The organism is Ruegeria sp. HKCCA0370 (assembly GCF_013033705.1).
GTDB lineage: Bacteria > Pseudomonadota > Alphaproteobacteria > Rhodobacterales > Rhodobacteraceae > Ruegeria.
The window spans coordinates 729,355-750,223 of record NZ_WQEP01000001.1 but is presented as its reverse complement, the minus strand read 5'-3'; the positions used below and the strand labels follow the sequence as shown (position 1 = coordinate 750,223).

At 58.5% G+C, this 20,869-nt stretch carries 18 protein-coding genes and 1 tRNA gene; 12 read left to right on the top strand and 7 right to left on the bottom strand.

Annotated elements, in window-relative coordinates:
* Positions 1-136 precede the first annotated feature (136 nt).
* Entirely contained in the window at positions 137-1,681 is a 1,545-nt protein-coding gene (locus tag GOW31_RS03755) for a trimethylamine methyltransferase family protein (protein ID WP_171167977.1), read from the top strand.
* A 45-nt stretch (positions 1,682-1,726) separates the two neighbouring features.
* Here the strand turns inward: GOW31_RS03755 and GOW31_RS03750 are convergent, their stop codons facing one another.
* Complete coding sequence (locus GOW31_RS03750; protein ID WP_117868858.1) at positions 1,727-1,972, bottom strand: hypothetical protein; 246 nt, start codon at positions 1,970-1,972, stop codon at positions 1,727-1,729.
* Positions 1,973-2,512: 540 nt separating this feature from the next.
* Complete coding sequence (locus GOW31_RS03745) at positions 2,513-6,133, bottom strand: vitamin B12-dependent ribonucleotide reductase (protein WP_171167975.1); 3,621 nt, start codon at positions 6,131-6,133, stop codon at positions 2,513-2,515.
* A 446-nt stretch (positions 6,134-6,579) separates the two neighbouring features.
* On the opposite strand from GOW31_RS03745, the gene GOW31_RS03740 reads away from it, so the two are divergent.
* On the top strand, positions 6,580-7,110 hold the full coding sequence (locus GOW31_RS03740; RefSeq protein ID WP_254441631.1) for a hypothetical protein: 531 nt from the start codon (positions 6,580-6,582) through the stop codon (positions 7,108-7,110).
* A gap of 11 nt (positions 7,111-7,121) precedes the next feature.
* On the opposite strand, the gene GOW31_RS03735 is transcribed toward GOW31_RS03740, so the two are convergent.
* The 4 genes from GOW31_RS03735 to pdxH form a co-directional block, all read right to left on the bottom strand.
* Positions 7,122-7,198 (bottom strand) — tRNA-Pro (locus GOW31_RS03735).
* Positions 7,199-7,241: 43 nt separating this feature from the next.
* The gene (locus GOW31_RS03730) at positions 7,242-7,709 is read right to left on the bottom strand and encodes a DUF192 domain-containing protein (protein WP_171167973.1); all 468 of its coding nucleotides are present in this window, start codon (positions 7,707-7,709) and stop codon (positions 7,242-7,244) included.
* A 5-nt stretch (positions 7,710-7,714) separates the two neighbouring features.
* On the bottom strand, positions 7,715-8,221 hold the full coding sequence (locus GOW31_RS03725; protein WP_174829352.1) for a cold-shock protein: 507 nt from the start codon (positions 8,219-8,221) through the stop codon (positions 7,715-7,717).
* A 142-nt stretch (positions 8,222-8,363) separates the two neighbouring features.
* Complete coding sequence (gene pdxH / locus GOW31_RS03720; protein ID WP_171167971.1) at positions 8,364-8,969, bottom strand: pyridoxamine 5'-phosphate oxidase; 606 nt, start codon at positions 8,967-8,969, stop codon at positions 8,364-8,366.
* 135 nt (positions 8,970-9,104) lie between these two features.
* Between pdxH and fabI the strand changes: the two genes are divergently transcribed.
* The 5 genes from fabI (at position 9,105) to trpE (ending at position 15,067) form a co-directional block, all read left to right on the top strand.
* Positions 9,105-9,911 carry an enoyl-ACP reductase FabI gene (fabI, locus tag GOW31_RS03715; RefSeq protein WP_171167969.1) on the top strand — a complete coding sequence of 269 codons (807 nt, stop codon included), beginning with the start codon at positions 9,105-9,107 and terminating at the stop codon, positions 9,909-9,911.
* A gap of 4 nt (positions 9,912-9,915) precedes the next feature.
* A complete protein-coding gene (gpt, locus tag GOW31_RS03710; protein ID WP_152458089.1) occupies positions 9,916-10,425 on the top strand; it encodes a xanthine phosphoribosyltransferase in 510 nt (169 codons plus the stop codon).
* Between the two features lie 21 nt (positions 10,426-10,446).
* Positions 10,447-11,622, top strand: a complete 1,176-nt coding sequence (locus GOW31_RS03705) for an aminotransferase (RefSeq protein WP_171167966.1) — start codon at positions 10,447-10,449, stop codon at positions 11,620-11,622.
* Between the two features lie 80 nt (positions 11,623-11,702).
* Positions 11,703-13,544: a peptidylprolyl isomerase gene (locus GOW31_RS03700; RefSeq protein ID WP_171167964.1), complete on the top strand. Its 1,842-nt coding sequence runs from the start codon at positions 11,703-11,705 to the stop codon at positions 13,542-13,544.
* Between the two features lie 11 nt (positions 13,545-13,555).
* Positions 13,556-15,067, top strand: coding sequence for an anthranilate synthase component I (gene trpE, locus GOW31_RS03695; RefSeq protein ID WP_171167962.1), 1,512 nt, complete (start codon positions 13,556-13,558; stop codon positions 15,065-15,067).
* A gap of 58 nt (positions 15,068-15,125) precedes the next feature.
* On the opposite strand, the gene GOW31_RS03690 is transcribed toward trpE, so the two are convergent.
* Positions 15,126-16,559: a polysaccharide deacteylase family 2 protein gene (locus tag GOW31_RS03690; RefSeq protein WP_171167960.1), complete on the bottom strand. Its 1,434-nt coding sequence runs from the start codon at positions 16,557-16,559 to the stop codon at positions 15,126-15,128.
* 198 nt (positions 16,560-16,757) lie between these two features.
* On the opposite strand from GOW31_RS03690, the gene GOW31_RS03685 reads away from it, so the two are divergent.
* The 5 genes from GOW31_RS03685 to glp are packed head-to-tail and all read left to right on the top strand — an operon-like array spanning position 16,758 to position 20,806.
* Entirely contained in the window at positions 16,758-17,339 is a 582-nt protein-coding gene (locus tag GOW31_RS03685; protein WP_171167958.1) for an aminodeoxychorismate/anthranilate synthase component II, read from the top strand.
* Complete coding sequence (gene trpD, locus GOW31_RS03680) at positions 17,336-18,355, top strand: anthranilate phosphoribosyltransferase (RefSeq protein WP_152458095.1); 1,020 nt, start codon at positions 17,336-17,338, stop codon at positions 18,353-18,355. The genes GOW31_RS03685 and trpD overlap by 4 nt, the downstream gene beginning before the upstream one ends.
* Positions 18,352-19,164, top strand: a complete 813-nt coding sequence (gene trpC / locus GOW31_RS03675; RefSeq protein ID WP_152458096.1) for an indole-3-glycerol phosphate synthase TrpC — start codon at positions 18,352-18,354, stop codon at positions 19,162-19,164. The genes trpD and trpC overlap by 4 nt, the downstream gene beginning before the upstream one ends.
* Positions 19,164-19,637, top strand: a complete 474-nt coding sequence (moaC, locus tag GOW31_RS03670) for a cyclic pyranopterin monophosphate synthase MoaC (protein ID WP_171167956.1) — start codon at positions 19,164-19,166, stop codon at positions 19,635-19,637. Before trpC ends, moaC begins: the two co-directional genes overlap by 1 nt.
* Positions 19,634-20,806 (top strand): gephyrin-like molybdotransferase Glp, encoded by a 1,173-nt coding sequence (gene glp / locus GOW31_RS03665; RefSeq protein WP_171167954.1) that lies wholly within the window; start codon positions 19,634-19,636, stop codon positions 20,804-20,806. Before moaC ends, glp begins: the two co-directional genes overlap by 4 nt.
* The last annotated feature ends 63 nt before the right edge of the window (positions 20,807-20,869 follow it).

Genomic DNA, 20,869 nt, shown 5'->3' with positions numbered 1-20,869 from the left:
GGAATGACTGACCACGACTGGAAAATCAGCCTGATCAGCCGCACCATTGGTGCGGACCGGGGGCGTGCAGCGAGAGGGCGGCCGTAAGCGGCCATTTGCCAGTTCCCCAAACATCTCTCACAGATCGGAAAAAGAAATGAACGACCAATCCCGCAACACATCGCGCAGCGGCGGTCGCGCTGCGCGTCGCGCTGCCCGTGCAACCGCATTGCCTGAACATCTGCGCCCCGTGCGCCCCGGTATGGAAGGCGGTGTCCTGAATGTCCTGACCCAGGCACAGATCGAACGTATCCACGAGGCCGCCCTGACCGCATTGGAAACCATTGGTCTGGCAGACGCGCCGCAAAGCGGAATCGACTATCTGGTCGGTGCAGGCTGCATACTGGGCGACGATGGCCGCATCCGCTTTCCCCGTGCCCTTGTCGAAGACACGATCGCAAAAGCGAACCGCAAGGTCACATTGTACAGCCGCGATGGAAAAACCGATCTGGACCTGACCGGTACAAAAGTACATTACGGCACGGCTGGTGCCGCCGTTTCCATGGTCGACGTGCATGGTCGCGAGTATCGTGATTCAACCGTTCAGGATTTGCACGATGCCGCACGCATCTGCCAACAGCTTGACAATATTCACTTTGTTCAACGCCCCATGGTCTGTCGCGATATCGCCGACAACCTGGAAATGGACCTGAACACGATCTACGCAAGTTGTTCGGGAACGTTCAAACATATCGGCACGTCCTTCACGGAACCCAGCCACGTCGCCCCCGCGATGGAGATGATCTACATGATCGCGGGCGGCGAGGACAAATATCGCGCGCGACCTTTCGTGTCGAACTCGAACTGCTTCGTCGTCCCTCCGATGAAATTCGCCACAGAAAGCTGCGAAGTGATGGAGGAGTGCATCAAGGCCGGGATGCCGGTGCTGTTGCTGTCAGCCGGAATGGCCGGCGCCACCGCGCCATCAACCATCGCCGGGGCAATCACCCAAGCCACGGCGGAATGCCTTGCGGGATTGGTTTATGTAAACGCCGTAAGTCCCGGCGCACCCGCAGTTTTCGGCACCTGGCCCTTTGGTCTTGATCTGCGGACCGGCGCAATGTCCATCGGTTCCGGAGAACAAGCCCTGCTGACGGCAGGCTGCGCCCAGATGCACCGTTTCTACGACTTGCCTGGGGGTGCGGCAGCCGGTGCATCAGATTCGAAGCTGCCCGACATGCAGGCCGGGTGGGAACAGATGTGCTCGAACGTGATGGCGGGGCTGTCCGGGTTGAACATGGTTTATGAAGCCGCTGGCATGCACGCCTCGCTGCTGGGTTTCTGCTTTGAAAGCCTCATCCTCAGCGACGACCTGATCGGTCAGGCACTGCGCTGTGTGCGCGGGATCGAAGTGACCGATGAAACCCTGGCATTGGATCAGATCGCATCCGTATGCATGGGCGGCCCCGGTCATTATCTGGGCACCGATGCGACCCTAAGCCGGATGCAGGCCGACTATGTCTATCCGACCTTTGGTGACCGCTCGTCCCCCAAGGAATGGGTGGAGCTTGGCAAACCGGATCTGGTTGAAAAGGCAGTGGCCCGAAAGAATGAGATCCTGTCTACCCCGTCGGCGGCCCGGTTCGACCCGCTTCTGGATGCTGAGATTCGGGAAAAATTCAACATTCACTTGCCGTTATAACATCTGAAAAAGCGGCCCGATGAGTGTCGGGCCGCCCTTTCTTGTTTACCCGTTGCTGGGTGGAAGCAAACCTGCCTCTTGTGCAACGGCCACTTCATCAGCATCCAACGCCCCGTCGCCATTTGCGTCCATCGCCGAAAATGTATCGGCGTCAACGTCGGGCAACACGGCCTGAATTTCTTCGATGGTCAGAACGCCGTCGCCATTGGCGTCGGTTGAGGACTGCGCCGAGAGCACTCCCGGCAAGGTCAGTGCAGCAATGGAAATCCCAATCAAGTACTGCGGTTTCATTTTCGTGCCTCCTGGATAAGTTGATTATGTCTTCGTCCGGACAGGCCCCAGAAACACCGGATTAGCCGCAGGCGTCACCCGTTTTGCGTGATTTCCGGGAAGTCGCGCCAATCTTTGCGTGTTTGCCCGAGTCGGTGTTGCGACACACCGCCGGGCAAAACCTTGCCAGACCCGTTTCGGCAGAACTTGCCCGACAAGCATGGCCCGATCCGGCAAGACCGCGCTTATCCGGGCAACCAGTCGCAAAAAAGAAAGGGGGCCGAAGCCCCCTGTCAGTTTCGCCATCCAGGCTCATTTCGTTGACCGCCCGGTGTTTTTTTGCCTGCGGCCTGGACGTCGCATGGAACGAGCGCACCCGTTCCGTGAAAGAGTGGGAGGGAGCAAATATTCCGCCCCACCCTGTTCCCGGCCAACACGGGCATGTCGGCCGAGTGAAGAAAGGACATCTGGTAAGTCTTGTGTCCTTTCTCCGAATTCGTCGGGGTCGGTTACCTAGGGCAGCGTCCGACCCCTACGCCCCGGGGTGCCGGGGCGCTTTCCTTAGCTACACCCGCTTGTCGCGCCACAGGTGTTGCATTTCATGCAGGTGCCGTTGCGCACCAGTGTGTAGTTTCCGCATTCGCCGCAGGGATCGCCCTCGTACCCCTGCATCTTGGCCTTTGTGCGGGCGTCCATGCTTGTGGCCACCGCCGTTTCGGCTGCCGGTGCTTCAAAGGAAGCCGCCGGTTCAGCCATGCCGTTCACCTCGACCTGACCCGCATTGAACACAGCCAGATCTTGCGGCAAACGCTTGCGCAGATAACCGGTAGAGCTGATTTGTTTCAGCACTTCCAACGACTTGGACGCGGCTGTATCGCTGATTTCCGAAACATTCGAGACACCCTCGTCCTCGCCCCGGCCCAGATCATCGAAGGTTGCGCCTTCGGGTTTCACGTGGGCCAGATCGGTACGATCCAGATAGGACACGGCCAATTCGCGGAAGATGTAATCCAGGATTGACGTTGCGTTCTTGATCGAGTCGTTGCCCTGCACCATCCCCGCGGGTTCGAACTTGGTGAAGGTGAAGGCGTCCACGAATTCTTCCAGCGGCACACCGTATTGCAGACCGACCGAGACGGCGATGGCGAAGTTGTTCATCATCGCTCGGAAGCCAGCGCCTTCCTTGTGCATGTCGATGAAGATCTCGCCCAGTTGCCCATCTTCGAATTCGCCGGTGCGCAGATAGACCTTGTGCCCGCCCACGATCGCCTTTTGGGTATACCCCTTGCGACGATGCGGCAGCTTTTCGCGGTGACTGCGGATGATCTCTTTGACCACCACCTTTTCGACGACCTTCTCGGCCAGAGTCACTGCCTTTTCCTGGATCGAGCCGCTTTCGAGGATTTCAGCCGCTTCGTCGTCATCCTCGACCAGCGCCGCCGCCAGCGGCTGGCTGAGCTTGGACCCGTCGCGATACAGCGCGTTGGCCTTGACGCCCAGGCTCCAGGACAGCTCGTAGGCCTTCTGGCAATCTTCGATCGTGGCGTCATTGGGCATGTTGATCGTCTTGCTGATCGCGCCCGAGATGAAGCTTTGCGCCGCAGCCATCATGGTGATGTGGCTGTCAACACCCAGGAACCGCTTGCCCTTCTTGCCGCAGGGGTTGGCGCAGTCGAAGATCGAGTAGTGCTCGGGCTTCAGATGCGGGGCCCCTTCCAGGGTCATGGTGCCGCAGACATGGTCGTTGGCTGCATCGATATCCGCCTTGCTGAAGCCCAGATGGCGCAGCATGTCAAAGGTCGGATCGTTCAGCTTGCTGGCCGGGATGCCCAGAACACCGGTGCAGAAATCCTCGCCCAGTGTCCACTGGTTGAAGACGAACCGGATGTCGAAGGCGCTTTCCAGAGCCGCATCCACCTTGGCCAGTTCATTCGGGCCAAAGCCATGTCCGGTCAGCGAGGTGTGGTTGATACCCGGCGCATTGCCGATGGTGCCGTGACCAACTGCGTAGGACACGATCTCTTCGATCTGCGACGAGGAATAGCCCAGCTTTTCCAGCGCCGAAGGCACCGAGCGGTTGATGATCTTGAAATACCCGCCACCGGCCAGCTTCTTGAACTTCACCAGCGCAAAGTCAGGCTCGATCCCGGTGGTGTCGCAATCCATCACCAGACCGATGGTGCCGGTGGGCGCGATCACGGTGGCCTGCGCGTTGCGATAGCCGTTCTTCTCACCAAGGCTCAGCGCCTCATCCCAGGCGGACATGGCCAGATCGACCAGGCGCTTGTCCGGGCAGTTGCCGTGATCCAGTGGCACCGGTTTGACGGCTAGTTTCTCGTAGCCTTCCGTCACACCCTGCGCCGCGCGGCGGTGGTTGCGGATGACACGTAGCATATGCTCGGCGTTGCGCTCATAACCTTTGAATGCGCCCAGCTCACCGGCAATCTCAGCCGAAGTCGCATAAGCCACACCGGTCATGATCGCGGTCAGCGCACCGCAGATCGCCCGGCCTTCGTCCGAGTCATAGCTGTAGCCCATGTTCATCAGCAGACCGCCGATATTGGCATAACCCAGACCCAGTGTGCGGAAGTCATAAGACAGCTGCGCGATTTCCTTCGACGGGAACTGCGCCATGGTCACCGAGATTTCCAGCGTCAGGGTCCACAGGCGCGAGGCATGCATGTAATCCGCTGCCTGGAACTCACCATCCTTGAGGAAGGTCAGCAGGTTCATCGAGGCCAGGTTACAGGCCGTGTCATCCAGGAACATGTATTCCGAGCACGGGTTCGAACCGCGGATCTCACCATCTTCGGGGCATGTGTGCCACTCGTTGACCGTGTCATGGAACTGGATGCCCGGATCGGCACAAGCCCAGGCCGCATGGCCAACCTTTTCCCACAGATCGCGCGCCTTGACCACCTTGGCCACCTTGCCGTCGGTGCGGTTGATCAGCTCCCAATCGGCATCCTTTTCAACCGCCTTGAGGAACGCATTGGTCACGCGGATGGAATTGTTCGAGTTCTGTCCCGAAACCGAGCTGTACGCCTCTGAATCCCAGTCTGTATCATAGGTCGGGAACTCGATGCTGTCGTGGCCCTGCTTAGCATAATCCAAGACACGCTTGATGTAAGTTTCTGGTATTGCGACCTTTTTTGCTTCACGAACCGCCTTTTTCAGCGCGTCGTTCTTGTTCGGATCATAGGCGTCATCGGCAGATCCATCCCAAGACCGGATGGCCTCGAAAATGCCGTTCAGCATCTTCTCGTGCATCTTCGATCCGGCAACGATCGAGGCCACCTTCTGTTCTTCGATCACCTTCCATTCGATGAATTGCTCGATGTCCGGGTGATCTGCATCGACGATCACCATCTTTGCTGCCCGACGGGTTGTTCCGCCTGATTTGATCGCGCCAGCGGCGCGGTCGCCGATCTTGAGAAAGCCCATGAGGCCCGAGGACTTGCCGCCGCCCGACAGCGCCTCGCCTTCTGCACGCAGATGGCTGAAGTTGGTGCCTGTGCCGCTCCCGTATTTGAAGAGGCGCGCCTCGCGCACCCACAGGTCCATGATGCCGCCTTCGTTCACCAGATCATCATCGACCGACTGGATGAAGCACGCGTGCGGCTGAGGATGTTCATAGGCCGATTTCGACTTGGTCAGCTTGCCGGTCTTGTAATCGACATAGTGGTGCCCCTGCGCCGGGCCATCGATTCCATAAGCCCAGTGCAGGCCGGTGTTGAACCACTGCGGTGAGTTTGGCGCCGCACGCTGGGTCGCCAGCATATAGCGCATCTCGTCGAAATAGGCGCGCGCGTCTTCCTCGGTCGAGAAATAGCCACCCTTCCAGCCCCAATAGGCCCAGGCACCGGCCAGACGGTCGAACACTTGCTTCGACGATGTTTCTCCTTCGAACTCTGCGCCTTCCGCGGGAACCGATCGCCACAGAAATTCAGGAACATCCTTTTCTTTCACCTTCTTGAGCTTGGTGGGCACCCCCGCCTTGCGGAAGTACTTCTGCGCAATCACATCACTTGCAACCTGCGACCAGCTGGAAGGGACTTCGATGTCATCCAGACGAAAAACGATTGTACCGTCCGGATTTCGGATTTCAGATGTTGCGGACACAAAATTCAGTTCCGCATAGGCGTCCTGATCCGGTTTGGTGAATTTTCTTTCAATCTTCATGTCCGCAGCCCTGGTTTATTCAGCTCAATTTTGGATTCCCGACACCAAATCTTGTGTTGCAGGGTGTCGCCCACAACGCCCTGAGAAGCGTGCAATAAGGTACTGTTCGCTGCCTTGGACAGCGCAATGCCGCTAATGCGGCCGCACGTTAATCGTTTGTGCTTATCCGACCCTCACCCGCTGCCTTTTCTGGAATATACACCAGATGTTGTGGCAATCTCGTTGGCTCATACAATTTGACGTATGTTCCCATAGTAGGTCAACGCCCTTTTTCGGTCATTTCCCAAATCTTTTTTATTGACCTGATGGTTGCATGAGGCCTTCTGCGTGCAGGCTGCGATTCCTCCACAGCTTCATCCACGGCGAATTTCCGCCGACGTTTTGCGCTCTCAAAATGAATTCCCGTTTTTACCAGCATAGTTATCTGGATTTGATCAACCAATGGCATGCTGGTTACCTTGAAAGGGAATCAATACCGTCCGGGCAAACAGACCTGCGCCATGTGCCGAACGGTTTACCCAAGAGCGAGGGAGTTCAAACGAATGAAGTTGTTTCATTTTTTCCCGGCCATGACCTGCATCGTTGCATGCGCACCACAAGATGTGCCCATCCCGTCACGCAGCGCACAGTTTGAGTCCTTCCCGAAACGGCTGTTCGATACGTTTGAAACCAGTTGCTCGGGCCCTGGCGAGTCTTTCAAAAAAACCGGGAACGAAGTTTTTGAATGCAGTGAGTTCCTGCCCCCGAAGGCGACAGCTTTTCTGATTCTGAACTATGACGGCCATCCGCAGGAACTGCCCCAAAGCGTCATGCGTCTTACGTCAACAAAAACAAACGCAGGGTATCGCGTGGACGCGCATGTTTTCTTCCACGTCCCGCAAAAAACCGGTGCGGCAGTTGAAGTTCCGGTTGAAAGTAAGGTTTTGAATCAAGCCATCAGCGAGCTCTACCAGACAATGGGTGGCTCGCCGAATTAGCTTGATGGAAGTGGTCGGGGCGGCAGGATTCGAACCTACGACCCCCTGTACCCAAAACAGGTGCGCTACCAGACTGCGCCACGCCCCGGACCGTGCGCCTTCCTAACGACGCCGATCTGATTTGAAAAGCCCTAACAGGGCCAAATTGCAGGTCCTTGCGAAAAAATTTCGTGCTTCATCTGTGTCCCGGGCCCGATGGAGTAGCGCGCGGACAATCCTGCATTGATTTCAAGCACCGCGTATACGGAGTCGCCCCCTTCAATCGGCGTAAGATCACCCGGAATCGCCCCTTCATGCACACGCGTCACCAAACCGGTGCGATCCAGAAAAACCATATCGAGCCGGATCAGTGTGTTCTTCATCCAGAAAGCAACGGGTTGCGGCGGATCAAAGACGAACAGCATACCGGATCGAGCCGGCAACGATTCGCGAAACATCAAACCGCGGGATCGCTCTTGCGGAGTGACGGCGACTTCCACGTTAAATTGCACCGTCGCACTGTCATTTCTGAGTGTGACACGATCCGATCTGCACGCAGCAGCGGCAACTCCTGCCCACAACGTTACGAATATGGTCAAGAGTATCCGAAGCCGTTTCATCCGGTTCAGCTATCCAAAGCCGCTTCCCAGGCCAGAACCTGCGCGGCCATCCGACCACGCTTGCCGTCGATCACCCTCATGGCCAGAGCTTCACCTGGTTGCAGATCGGCAAGACCCGACCGGCGCAACACCTCGATATGAAGGAATACGTCTTCATTTCGCCCAAAGACATTGGCAAATCCAAAACCCTTGCCTTTGTCGAACCATTTCACCCGTGCGGCTTCCAGCGGCGCCTTTGCGATTGCCTCCGGATCCAGCTCGGCGAAATCGGCAAGCATCATCGAGTCGGTCCGCGCCGGCGGATCAATCGCAACGACCTCGACCGCCTGAACCCCTCGGTCCGTGCGGTGAGTCATGATTTCAATGCTGGCGCCATCCGCAACCGAACTCTGGCCGTAATTGCGCAGAACATTCACGTGCAACAGAATATCCGGGCCGCCCTCTTCGGATACAACAAAGCCATAACCCTTGGCAGGGTCGAACCATTTTACGTGTCCACGGACGCGGTACATGTTGTTCAGGTCTTCTGGCACGGTTTTCCCATCGCGAATTTCAACAGTTCGTTAAGGGTTTGTTGTTTATGGGAATGGCAGGCAAATTCAAGCTGAAAAAATCGTTTATTTTCTGCCTGTTGTATTTCACGACACGTGAACGTCATGGATTCAACCTTTCAACATGCCATGCCGATCCCGGCTCAATTCGTTGCCATCTGAACCGGTCATGCAAGCGGAATGCTCCATCGGCCCAGAACTCAATCTCGGTGGGCGTCAATCTGTACCCGCCCCAAAACGGCGGACGCGGTGGATTTGGCCCAAGTTTCGCCGTCACTTTCGCGACCTCTGCCATCAAAGCTGCCCGGCTTGAAAGCGGTTGCGACTGCTTTGAAGCCCACGCGCCCAGTCGGCTTTTCAATGACCTTGATGCATAATACTCATCTGCTTGGGGCCCATTTTCACGACGTATTGTACCACGAACACGAAGTTGACGCCGCAAAGATTTCCAATGCATCACAAATGCAGCTTTTTCGGCGGTATCCAGTTCCTTGGCCTTGGCGCTTTCGTAGTTCGTATAAAAAACAAACGAGTCCGCTTCGATTTCCTTGAGCAACACCATGCGTGCATTTGGCAAGCCATCCGGATCAACGGTTGCTAGCGCAATCGCATTCGGGTCGTTCAATTCGGTTTCTTCAGCCTCGGCAAGCCACCGGGCCGCTATTTCAAACGGATCGGAGCCAGCAAAGATGCCATCACGCTCGGTCATTTCCATCCCCTGGAAAGTATTAACGACGAACCTAAGGCGAGAACCCGCTGCGGGCAAGAGCGCACGGCCTTGATGCAGCGCTACCAATGGCATAAACCAACTCAACATAACGCGAAGACAGGCGGAGAACCGAACATGTCAAATCAGTTGATGGCCGGCAAACGCGGCCTCATCATGGGACTGGCCAATGACAAATCAATCGCATGGGGAATCGCCCGCGCCTTGTCGAATGCCGGGGCCGAGCTGGCCTTTTCCTATCAGGGCGAGGCTTTGAAAAAGCGCGTCGACCCGCTGGCGGCGCAATTGGGCAGCGAAATCGTTCTGCCCTGCGACGTCAGTGACGAAGCATCCATCGACGCGCTCTTTGCAGCTCTGGAAGAGAAATGGGGCAAGCTGGACTTCATCGTCCACGCCATCGGCTTTTCTGACAAGAACGAGTTGCGCGGTCGCTATGTCGACACCAGCCGCGCGAACTTCAAACTGACGATGGATGTGTCGGTATATTCCTTCACAGCCGTGATGCAGCGTGCAGAAAAGATGATGTCCGAGGGCGGCAGCGCTGTGACCCTGACCTACTACGGCGCCGAGCAGGTCATGCCGCATTATAATGTCATGGGCGTCGCCAAGGCCGCGCTGGAGGCGTCGGTCAAATACCTGGCTGAGGATCTGGGCAAGGATGGCATCCGCGTAAACTCGATCTCGGCCGGCCCGATCAAAACGCTGGCCGCCAGCGGCATCGGCGATTTCCGCTATATCATGAAGTGGAACGAATATAACTCGCCCCTGCGCCGCAACGTGACGATCGATGACGTCGGCAACTCGGCGCTGTACCTGTTGTCGGATCTGTCCAGCGGTGTCACAGGTGAGAATCTGCATGTGGATTCGGGGTATCACATTGTCGGCATGAAGGCAGTTGACGCCCCGGACGTGGAAAAAGGTTAAGAACATGAGCGCCAAGGACCGCCTGCCCCACGAAAAAGGCTTTCACATCAGCTGGGACCAGATTCATCGCGATTCGCGTGCGCTGGCCTGGCGTCTCGACGGGCAAGGTCCCGATGATGGCAACTGGCGGGGTGTTGTCGCGATCACACGCGGCGGCATGGCGCCTGCGATGATCGTCAGCCGAGAACTGGACATCCGTACGGTCGATACGATCAGCGTGCGTTCATACCACCACCAGGAACAGGGTGAGGCAGAGGTGCTGAAATCTCCGGACGCCGACCTGATGGGCGACGGAACCGGTATTCTGATCATCGACGACCTGGTCGACAGCGGAAAGACATTGGAACTGGTGCGGGACATGTACCCGAATGCGCATTTCGCGACGGTTTACGCCAAACCCAAGGGCCGCCCGATGGTGGATACCTTCATCACCGAAGTCAGCCAGGACACATGGATCTTCTTCCCATGGGATATGGCCCTTCAATATGTCGAGCCGTATCGCGGCACCGATTGATTTCTGAACAGTAGACCGCACATGACGCTCAGCCGCACCGCCGCAACATTCGCACCTCCGGTGATGGAGGCGCGCCGATGGGTCGAGGGCATTGCCTTCCCATCCGACCGCCCGTTGATCAACGTAAGTCAGGCGGCCCCAGTCGATCCGCCGCCGCTGGCCTTGCGGCAGGCTATGGCCGAGTTTGCTGTGCGCGAAGACAGCGCGCATCTTTACGGCCCGGTATTGGGAAATGACGATCTGCGCGCCGAACTGGCGGCGCAGATCAGTTCTCACTATGCGGCGCAGGTAGATGCACCTAGGATCGCCATCACCTCGGGCTGCAATCAGGCGTTTTCGGCCGTGATATCGGCGATCACCGGCGAAGCGGATGAGGTCATTCTGCCAACCCCATGGTATTTCAACCACAAAATGTGGCTGGATATGGCCGGAGTACAGTCCGTGGACCTGCCGACCGGCGATGATCTTTTGCCCGATCCAGAGCGTGCGCGCGGATTGATTACCGACAAGACACGCGCCATTGCGCTGGTCACGCCCAACAATCCGGGCGGCGTCGAATACCCTGCCGAACTTGTCAGAGCCTTCTACAACCTGGCCCGTGAAACCGGGATCCGCCTGATCGTCGATGAAACCTATCGCGATTTCGACAGCCGCAGCGGCCCCCCGCATGATCTGTTTCAGCAACCCGGGTGGGACGAAACGCTTGTCCACCTATACTCTTTCTCCAAGGCTTATCGTCTGACGGGCCACAGGGTGGGTGCCATCGCAACAAGCCCGGCCTTGTTGGCCGAGGTCGAGAAATTTCTGGATACGGTCGCCATTTGCCCGGGCCAGATCGGCCAGTTCGCAGCGTTGTGGGGTATGCAAAACCTGTCGCAATGGCTGGCCGGCGAGCGTGACGAAATTCTTGACCGCCGCGCAGCCATTGCAGAAGGGATTCCGGCGCTTGAAGCACGGGGGTGGCGGCTTTTGGGGCTTGGCGCCTATTTTGCCTATCTCGAACATCCGTTCGACATGCCGTCCGACGAGCTGGCGCGCCGTCTGGTCAAGGAAGCTGGCGTGCTGCTGTTGCCCGGCACCATGTTCATGCCCGATCATGACCCGGCTGGAAAACGGCAGGTGCGCATTGCTTTTGCCAATCTGGATCGGGCCGGGCTGGGCCAATTGTTCGACCGGTTGCAGGACCTGCCCTTCTAAGCTTGCCCCTCGGCGGTGTGCGTCGTATTCAGGGCCGCAACCGACAGGGCAGAACTCTGCCGAAAAAACAAGAGGGCATCATGGCCGCAGGCGCTAAAAGTCTTTCGAAAACCTTTGTCTGGATTCTGATGGGCCTGCTGATGCTGGGCCTTGCGGGATTTGGCGCGGTCAACCTCAGCGGGACGATCCGCACAGTTGCGACAGTCGGCGACGAAAGCATCTCGGTCGACGACTACGTGCGCGAATTGCAGCGTGAGATCCGAGCGGTGGAGGCACAGTCCGGGCAACCTTTGCAGATGTCGCAAGCCCGCGACCTGGGTCTGGACCGAAACGCCCTTGCCCGCCTGACCGCTTTGGCGGCGCTGGACAACGAGGTCGGTCAGCTTGGGATTTCCATCGGCGATGAGAACCTTCAGCAAGAGATCATCTCGATCCCGGCGTTTCAGGGTGTCAACGGAACTTTTGACCGTGAATCCTATCGCTTTCAGCTGGAACAGGTCGGCATGACCGATTCCGAATTCGAATCCGATCTGCGTAAGGAATCCGCCAGAACCATCGTACAGGGCACAATCATGGGCGGCGTGAAAATGCCGACAACGCTGACGGACACGATGATCGATTATATCGGCGCGCGGCGCAGCTTTACGGTTGCAACTGTCGGAACGGAAGCGCTGGATACACCTGTGGCCGATCCAACGGACGCACAGATCCAGGCATTCTATGATGACAATGGGGACCAGTTCATGCTGCCCCGCACCAAGCAGCTGACTTACGCGATTCTGTCGCCTGCAATGTTGGTGGACACGGTCGAAATCGACGACGACGCGCTGCGCAAGCTTTATGAAGAACGAAACGACGAATACAACCAGCCCGAACGCCGTTTGGTCGAACGTCTGAACTTTCCAAGCGAACAGGCCGCCAAGGACGCTTTGGCGCAGCTTGAGGTTGGCGGCACAACTTTCGAACAGTTGGTTCGGGATCGCGATCTGGAACTGAACGACATTGATCTGGGCGACGTGACGCGTGAGGATCTGGGCGAAGCTGCGGATGCCGTTTTTGCGGCCGAGCTTGACACTGTCGTGGGCCCGTTGCCTTCGGTGTTCGGTCCGGCCCTGTTCCGCGTCAACGGATCACTGGCGGCGAACAACGTTCCATTTGAAGAGGCCGAGCCGGCACTTCGCGAAGAGTTGGCGACTGAACGCGCCCGCCGTCTGATCGAGGCGCAATCCGAAGATATCAACGATATGCTTGCTGGCGGTGCAACGCTGGAAGAACTGGCGGAAGAAACCGAAATGGAACTGGGTCAGATCGACTGGACTCGTAACAGCGACGAAGGCGTTGCGGCCTATGACGGGTTCCGAGCGGCCGCAGAAGCCGTTCAGGAAGGGGATTTCCCTGAAATCGCCTTTCTCGAAGACGGGTCAATTTTTGCCCTGCGCCTGGACGAAGTTCTGCCGCGTCGCCCGGAACCGCTGGAGAGCGCGCGCGACCGTGTCGCCGAGGCCTGGCAACAGGCCGAGATCAACAAAGCCCTGCGTGAAAAGGCGGATGCCATTCTGAACCAACTGGCACCTGACGGTGATTTCGCAGCGACTGGCCTGCCCTTCCGCGTCGAAAACGCCCTGACCCGCACCGCGTTTCTGAATGACGTTCCGGCCAATTTCATGAACGAAGTTTTCGCGATGGAACCGGGCGAGCTGCGCGTTGTTTCGGGCAATGGTGCGGCTTGGATAGTGCGTCTGGATGAAACCCTGCCGCCGGCGGATACGGATGAACTGCGTCAGTTGCGTGATGCCCTGAGCTCGCAGATGGATCAGGCTCTGGCACAGAATATTTTCAACGCCTACGTACGTGACGCCCAGACCCGGGCGCGCCCCGTGGTGGATCAACAGGCGCTGAACGCCGTGCAGGCGAGCTTTTAAACGAGACCGATATGGCCCTGACACCCGATTTCGAAACCTTCGCGCGCGCCTATGATGCGGGCGAAAACCAGGTTGTATATACGCGTCTGGCCGCCGATCTGGACACACCTGTTTCACTGATGCTCAAGCTGACGGGCGCGCAGAAAGATGCGTTCATGCTGGAATCGGTGACAGGCGGTGAGGTTCGTGGCCGCTATTCGATCATTGGCATGAAACCTGATCTGGTTTGGCGCTGTCACGGGGAAACCTCGGAATTGAACCGTTCGGCCCGTTTCGATGCCGAGGCGTTCTCGCCCCAAGATGGCAACCCGATGGACAATCTGCGGGCGCTTCTTGCCGAAAGCCGCATGGAATTGCCCGATGACCTGCCACAGGCCGCTGCCGGGCTGTTCGGGTATCTGGGTTATGACATGGTTCGGCTGGTGGAACACCTTCCGGATGTGAACCCTGATCCACTGGGTTTGCCCGATGCGATCATGCTGCGCCCGTCTGTCATCGCGGTACTGGATGGTGTCAAGGGTGAGGTGACGGTGGTTTCACCTGTCTGGGCCAGCGACGGTCAATCGGCCAAGGCGGCCTATGCCCAGGCGGCTGAGCGTGTGATGGATGCGGTCCGCGACCTGGAACGTGCCATGCCCGCGGAAACCCGCGATCTTGGCGACGCGCGCGAGGTCGCCCCGCCGGTGTCGAACTTCACCAAGTCCGGCTATATGGAGGCGGTTGAAAAGGCCAAGGAATACATCCGCGCGGGTGACATCTTTCAGGTTGTCCCGGCTCAACGCTGGGCACAGGATTTTCCACTGCCGCCATTTGCTCTCTACCGGTCCTTGCGGCGCACGAATCCGTCACCCTTCATGTTCTACTTCAACTTCGGCGGTTTTCAGGTGGTGGGCGCAAGCCCCGAAATCCTGGTGCGTGTGTTTGGCAACGAAGTCACCATACGCCCCATCGCAGGCACGCGCCCACGTGGCGCGACGCCCGAAGAAGACAAGGCGAACGAGCTGGACCTGCTGGCCGACAAGAAAGAACTGGCCGAGCATCTGATGCTGCTGGATCTGGGTCGCAACGATACCGGTCGCGTGTCAAAGATCGGAACCGTGCGTCCGACCGAAGAGTTCATCATCGAACGCTACAGCCACGTGATGCACATCGTATCAAACGTTGTAGGCGAACTGGCCGAGGACAAAGACGCGTTGGACGCATTCTTTGCCGGTATGCCGGCAGGCACGGTCTCGGGCGCGCCCAAAGTGCGCGCGATGGAGATCATCGACGAGCTGGAGCCTGAAAAGCGCGGCGTTTACGGCGGCGGCGTCGGCTATTTCAGCGCGGGCGGAGACATGGACATGTGTATTGCCCTGCGTACCGCCATCGTGAAAGATCAGAAACTCTATATCCAAGCTGGGGGTGGTGTTGTTTACGACAGCGACCCCGAAGCCGAGTTCATGGAAACTGTTCATAAATCCAACGCCATACGGCGCGCGGCGGCAGATGCCGCGCGGTTTACCGGCAACGGAAACGGCTAAAAAAACAGGGGCGGCCGATCAGATGATCACCGCTCCTTTTCTTTGCATTCTGCGCAGGTCACTGCACCTGTTTCATCATGACGGCCGAAATCGGAGCCATTGCCACGCGGTTGCCCCGATCTTCCAGCCCCCACAGCAACAGGGCTGAAATCGTCTCGGGACGCACGCGTCCCAGCATGACCACTGTCCCTTCCTGACCCGCACGGAACGCGGCCTGATCCAGGAATCTGCGCATGATTTTGGGATCCTGCCGTGCGCCGTCGATATCGCGGAAAACGACACTGGACGGAATTCCGTTTCGCGCCGCCAGCTTCTGCACGGTGTTGAGCCCATTGTCCTGCGTGATCAGCCCCCGGCCGGTTCCCGCAGCAATCGCGGCGACCTGATCAGCCAGTTTGCGATTGCCCTGAATCCCGCTGTTCACACCTTCCAGAATACCAACCGTTTCCGGCAAGGTATCCAGCCACACCGACAGCGACACCTCGGCGTCCTGCGCGCTTGCGGCCTCGGGCAGATCCGCCAGGGCCAGCACCTCGAACCCGGCCTTGCGATGACGGGCCATCTTTTCTGCAGCATCAGGATCCGATGGGTTAACAGCAAAACTGATCGGATAGGGAAAGTCCTGCAACGCCTCGGACCCGAATGCACCCTCGTCATCAATCAGAATGATCGACATCAGCGGTTTGGATTCGGGGTTTTCGAACTTTGCCGCAAAACGTTCGATCGGCTTGGCCGATTTCGGCTGTTCAGCCGAGGCCTGTTCCACGACGGGTTCATCATCGCGTTCCGTCAACGGTACGACGCGTTTCCCGATGATCGAGCTGGCACTTGCTTTCTGCTCGCCCCCGATCTGGGGCAGCGCAGCGATGCGCGGCAGTTCACGTGGCATGGTGTCTTCATCGCCTTCCACGGCAATCGGGCTGTTTTCAAAGGGGTTCTGTTCTTCGGCCTCTGTCGACTCTGCCTCCGGTTCTGGCGCTGCCTGTGGCAGAGGGTCCGGTTCGGGCGCAAGCGCGGCCATCTCGGTGTTCTCGGGCTCTGCTGGCGGGGCCGGTGTTTCATCAATGACCGCAGGCAGCACATCGTCTGGCTGAATCGCGGGAACCTGACTTGGCTCTGGCAGGGCGGCTGGTGCTTCGATCACGAATGACACTTCATTTGCATCTGCTGATTCCGGTTGGATCAATTCGTCCGTTGCGGCGCCGACAACTGGCTGGGAATCGACTGATGTTTCCAGACCCGACAGATCGGCCAGATCCTCGCTGGCCTCATCGGCGGCTTCTGGCGCACGCGGAGCCAGTTCCACCAGATCGGCGTCAGAACCGGCCTCAGCCACTTCAGCCGGAGCTTCGGGCGTTTCAGAAATCGTCGGTGCCGGTGCTTCGGTTGCGACAACCGGGGTATTCACCATCGGCGTCTTGAGAGACACGACCGCGCCCAAGATCAAAACAACGATCGCGCCCGCGACCATTCCTCCGAAAAATCCGCCCATTTTCCTGCCTTTCGCCTCTTTCCTCTGCCTCGTCCAGCTCTGCGCCATCTGGTGTGGCGCTCGGCCAATTGAACGCGTCAGAAACGGTATGTCCTCTTGACGCTGCCGCTCAAGCCTGAGCATGTATGTGCGGACATTATACCGTGGCCCGGGGCTGCATCGCCAGCCCGAAATGCCCAAGCGAAGATAAGTGCCCAAATGCTGCTGCTGATCGACAACTACGACTCGTTTACCTACAATTTGGTACATTATTTAGGCGAACTTGGTGCCGAAATGGTCATTCGCCGAAATGATGCGCTGGATGTGCAGGAAGCGATGGCCATGAACCCTGCCGGCATCCTGCTGAGCCCTGGCCCCTGCGATCCGGATCAGGCGGGGATTTGCCTGGCACTGACACAAGCTGCGGCCGAAACCAAAACGCCGCTTTTGGGGGTTTGCCTGGGCCATCAGACCATAGGTCAGGTGTTTGGCGGCAAGGTGGTTCGATGCCATGAGATCGTTCATGGCAAGATGGGCACGGTGAAGCACACCGGCAAAGGCCTGTTTGCCGGACTGCCCTCACCCTTTGAAGCAACCCGATACCATTCGCTGGTGGTCGAGCGCGAGACCCTGCCCGATTGCCTGGAGATCACGGCCGAGCTGGATGACGGCACGATCATGGGATTGCAGCACAAGGACTTGCCGATCCACGGTGTGCAGTTCCATCCGGAATCCATCGCATCCGAGCACGGTCACGCCCTTCTCAAAAACTTCCTGCAAGAACTGAAAGTCCCGGCATGAGCGACGCGCTGAAACCGCTGATCGGAGCCGCTGCCGATCGTCCTTTGACACGTGCCGAGGCCGAAAAAGCCTTTGCCATACTGTTCGATGGCGAAGCCACGCCCAGCCAGATCGGCGGATTGCTGATGGCCATGCGGACACGCGGTGAGACGGTGGATGAATACGCCGCGGCAGCCGCCGTGATGCGTTCGAAATGCAATGCCGTAAACGCACCCGAGGGGGCGATGGATATCGTCGGCACCGGCGGTGACGGCAAAGGCACCCTGAACATCTCGACCGCGACCGCTTTTGTCGTGGCCGGTGCCGGAGTCACTGTCGCGAAACACGGCAATCGCAACCTGAGCTCCAAATCCGGCGCGGCGGATGCATTGGGCCAGATGGGCATCAACGTCATGGTTGGCCCGCAAGTCGTTGAAAATGCGCTGAAAGACGTTGGAATCGGCTTCATGATGGCGCCCATGCACCACCCTGCCATCGCCCATGTGATGCCGTCCCGGCAAGAATTGGGAACGCGCACGATCTTCAATATTCTCGGCCCCCTGACCAACCCTGCCGGCGTCAAACGGCAGTTGACCGGTGCCTTCAGCCGCGACCTGATCTGCCCGATGGCCGAAACGCTTGGCCTGCTGGGCTCGGACCGGGCCTGGTTGGTGCATGGTTCGGACGGGACCGACGAGCTTACAATCACCGGCATCAGCTGGGTCGCCGCTCTGGAAGACGGGATTGTGAAAGAGGTCGAACTGCACCCCGAAGACGCAGGTCTTCCGGTGCATCCGTTCGAGGACATCATCGGTGGCTCGCCCGAGGAAAACGCCGTTGCGTTTCGGGCTTTGCTGGATGGTGCCCCGTCCGCGTATCGCGACGCGGTGTTGCTGAATTCGGCCGCCGCTCTGGTCGTCGCCGAAGCGGCAAATGATCTGCGCGAAGGCGTGGCCATGGCTGCTGAAAGCATCGACAGTGGCAATGCCAAAAACAAAATCACGGCCTTGGCCGCCAAGACACAGGAAGCCGCATGACCGAAACCGTTCTGGACAGAATCAAAGCCTACAAACTGGAAGAAGTCGCGGCGGACAAAGCGCAGAAATCCCTGGAAACACTGGAAAGTGAGGCCCGGTCCGCCTCGGAACCCCGTGGCTTTGCCAATGCGCTGCAACACGCCTCGCGGCAAGGCTATGGCCTGATCGCCGAGGTCAAGAAAGCCAGCCCGTCCAAAGGACTGATCCGGCCGGATTTCGACCCGCCCGTTCTTGCAAAGGCTTATGAAGATGGTGGCGCGACATGTTTGTCCGTCCTGACCGACACCCCCAGCTTTCAGGGCAAGAAAGAGTATCTGACGCAGGCGCGCGAGGCGACGTCCCTGCCCGCCTTGCGCAAGGATTTCATGTACGACCCGTATCAGGTGGTCGAAGCACGCGCCCTGGGGGCGGATTGCATTCTGATCATCATGGCCTCGGTCAGTGATGATCAGGCGGCTGAACTGGAAGACACTGCATTCGATTGGGGAATGGATGTTCTGATCGAAGTACACGACGAGGCAGAGCTTGAACGCGCGGCACAGCTGAAAAGCCCGCTGATCGGTATCAACAACCGCAATCTGAAGACATTCGAGACAACGCTCGACACGACGCGCCGCCTGTCCAAGCTGGTGCCCGCCGATCGCACCATCGTGTGCGAAAGCGGCCTGGGTACACCAGACGATCTGAAGGACATTGCACGCTACGGGGCCCGCTGCTTCTTGATCGGAGAAAGCCTGATGCGCCAGGACGATGTTGAAGCGGCAACGCGCCATATCCTGTCAAACCCGCTTATCCCCGGAGTGATGTGATGCCACTGACCCATTTCGATGCCCAAGGTCAGGCACATATGGTCGATGTCTCGGACAAGGAGGTGACAGATCGCGTCGCCGTTGCCGAAGGTTACATCAGGATGGCGCCGGAAACCTTTGAAATCATTTCCGAAGGTCGCGCCAAGAAAGGCGATGTTCTGGGCATTGCCCGTTTGGCCGGCATCATGGGCGCAAAGAAGACGCCGGACCTCATTCCGCTGTGCCATCCATTGCCGGTGACCAAAGTGGCCGTCGAACTGACTCTTGACCCGGACCTGCCGGGTGTTCGGATCCAGGCCACCGTCAAGACCTCGGGCCAGACCGGGGTTGAGATGGAAGCGCTGACCGCCGTATCGACAGCCGCCTTGACCGTATACGACATGACCAAGGCCGTCGATAAGGCGATGGAGATAGGCGGCATTCGCGTTCTGCTCAAAGATGGCGGTAAATCAGGGCGTTACGAGGCGAAATGATTACTGTCGAAGACGCGCGCGCCCTGTTGTTCGATCTTGTGGGGCCATTGCCGACAGAAGAAGTCCCACTGGCCCAGTCCGCAGGGCGCGTTCTGTCGCGGGACGTCACGGCCACGCGGGATCAGCCGCCTTTTGCCGCCTCTTCCATGGATGGCTATGCAGTCAAATCTGACGAGGTCGAACTGCACGCCATGTTCAAAGTCGTGGGCGAGTCAGCCGCCGGGCGTCGTTTTGAGGGCGCTGTAGGCCCCGGACAGGCCGTTCGCATCTATACCGGCGCCCCTGTGCCCGACGGCGCGGATTTCGTTGTGATTCAAGAGGATACGGACCGCCGCGGTGATCTTCTGACGATCACGGACGCACCCGGCGCCAAAACGAACATCCGACCCGCTGGCGTGGATTTCAAGGCTGGCACGTCCATATCGGCCCCGCGTTTGATCCGCGCTGAAGATGTGGCCTTGATGGCCGCGATGAACATCCCTCGCGTTCCGGTTTCGCGCAAACCCGTGATCGCCCTCATCTCGACTGGTGATGAGTTGGTCATGCCCGGGGAAGAACCCGGCCCGGATCAGATCATTGCATCGAACACATTTGGCCTGAAGGCAATGCTCGAAGGATTGGGGGCTGTGGTGCGCGTGCTTCCGATCGCACGGGACACTGTATCGTCACTTGAAACGGCCTTTGGTCTTGCGCAGGGGGCGGATCTGGTCGTGACGATCGGCGGGGCGTCGGTTGGCGATTATGATCTCGTGTCGGACGTCTCGCAGGGGTTGGGGATGAAGCAATCCTTCTACAAGATCCGAATGCGCCCTGGAAAACCCCTGATGGCCGGTCGTATCGGCAACGCGGCGATGGTCGGGTTGCCGGGCAATCCGGTCAGCGCCATGGTCTGCGGCTATCTGTTTCTGGCCCCGATGGTGCGCCGGATGCTGGGGCTTGAACAGGTGCTGCCACCCTTCCGCACGGCCCGGCTGAGTGGTCCTTTGCCCGAGAACGGGCCGCGCGAGCATTATATGCGCGCCGTGGTGACGGATGCCGGTATCGAAGCTTGCGCAGATCAGGACAGTTCCCTTCTCAGCGTATTGGCTCAGTCCAACGCGCTATTGGTCCGCGCCCCACACGATCCGGCGCGCGACATCTGGGAAATGGTTGAATACCTGCCGATCTGACCTGCCCTCAAATTCGTTGACACAAAACGTGAACATGCGTAGAACAAAAGAAAACGCATGAGC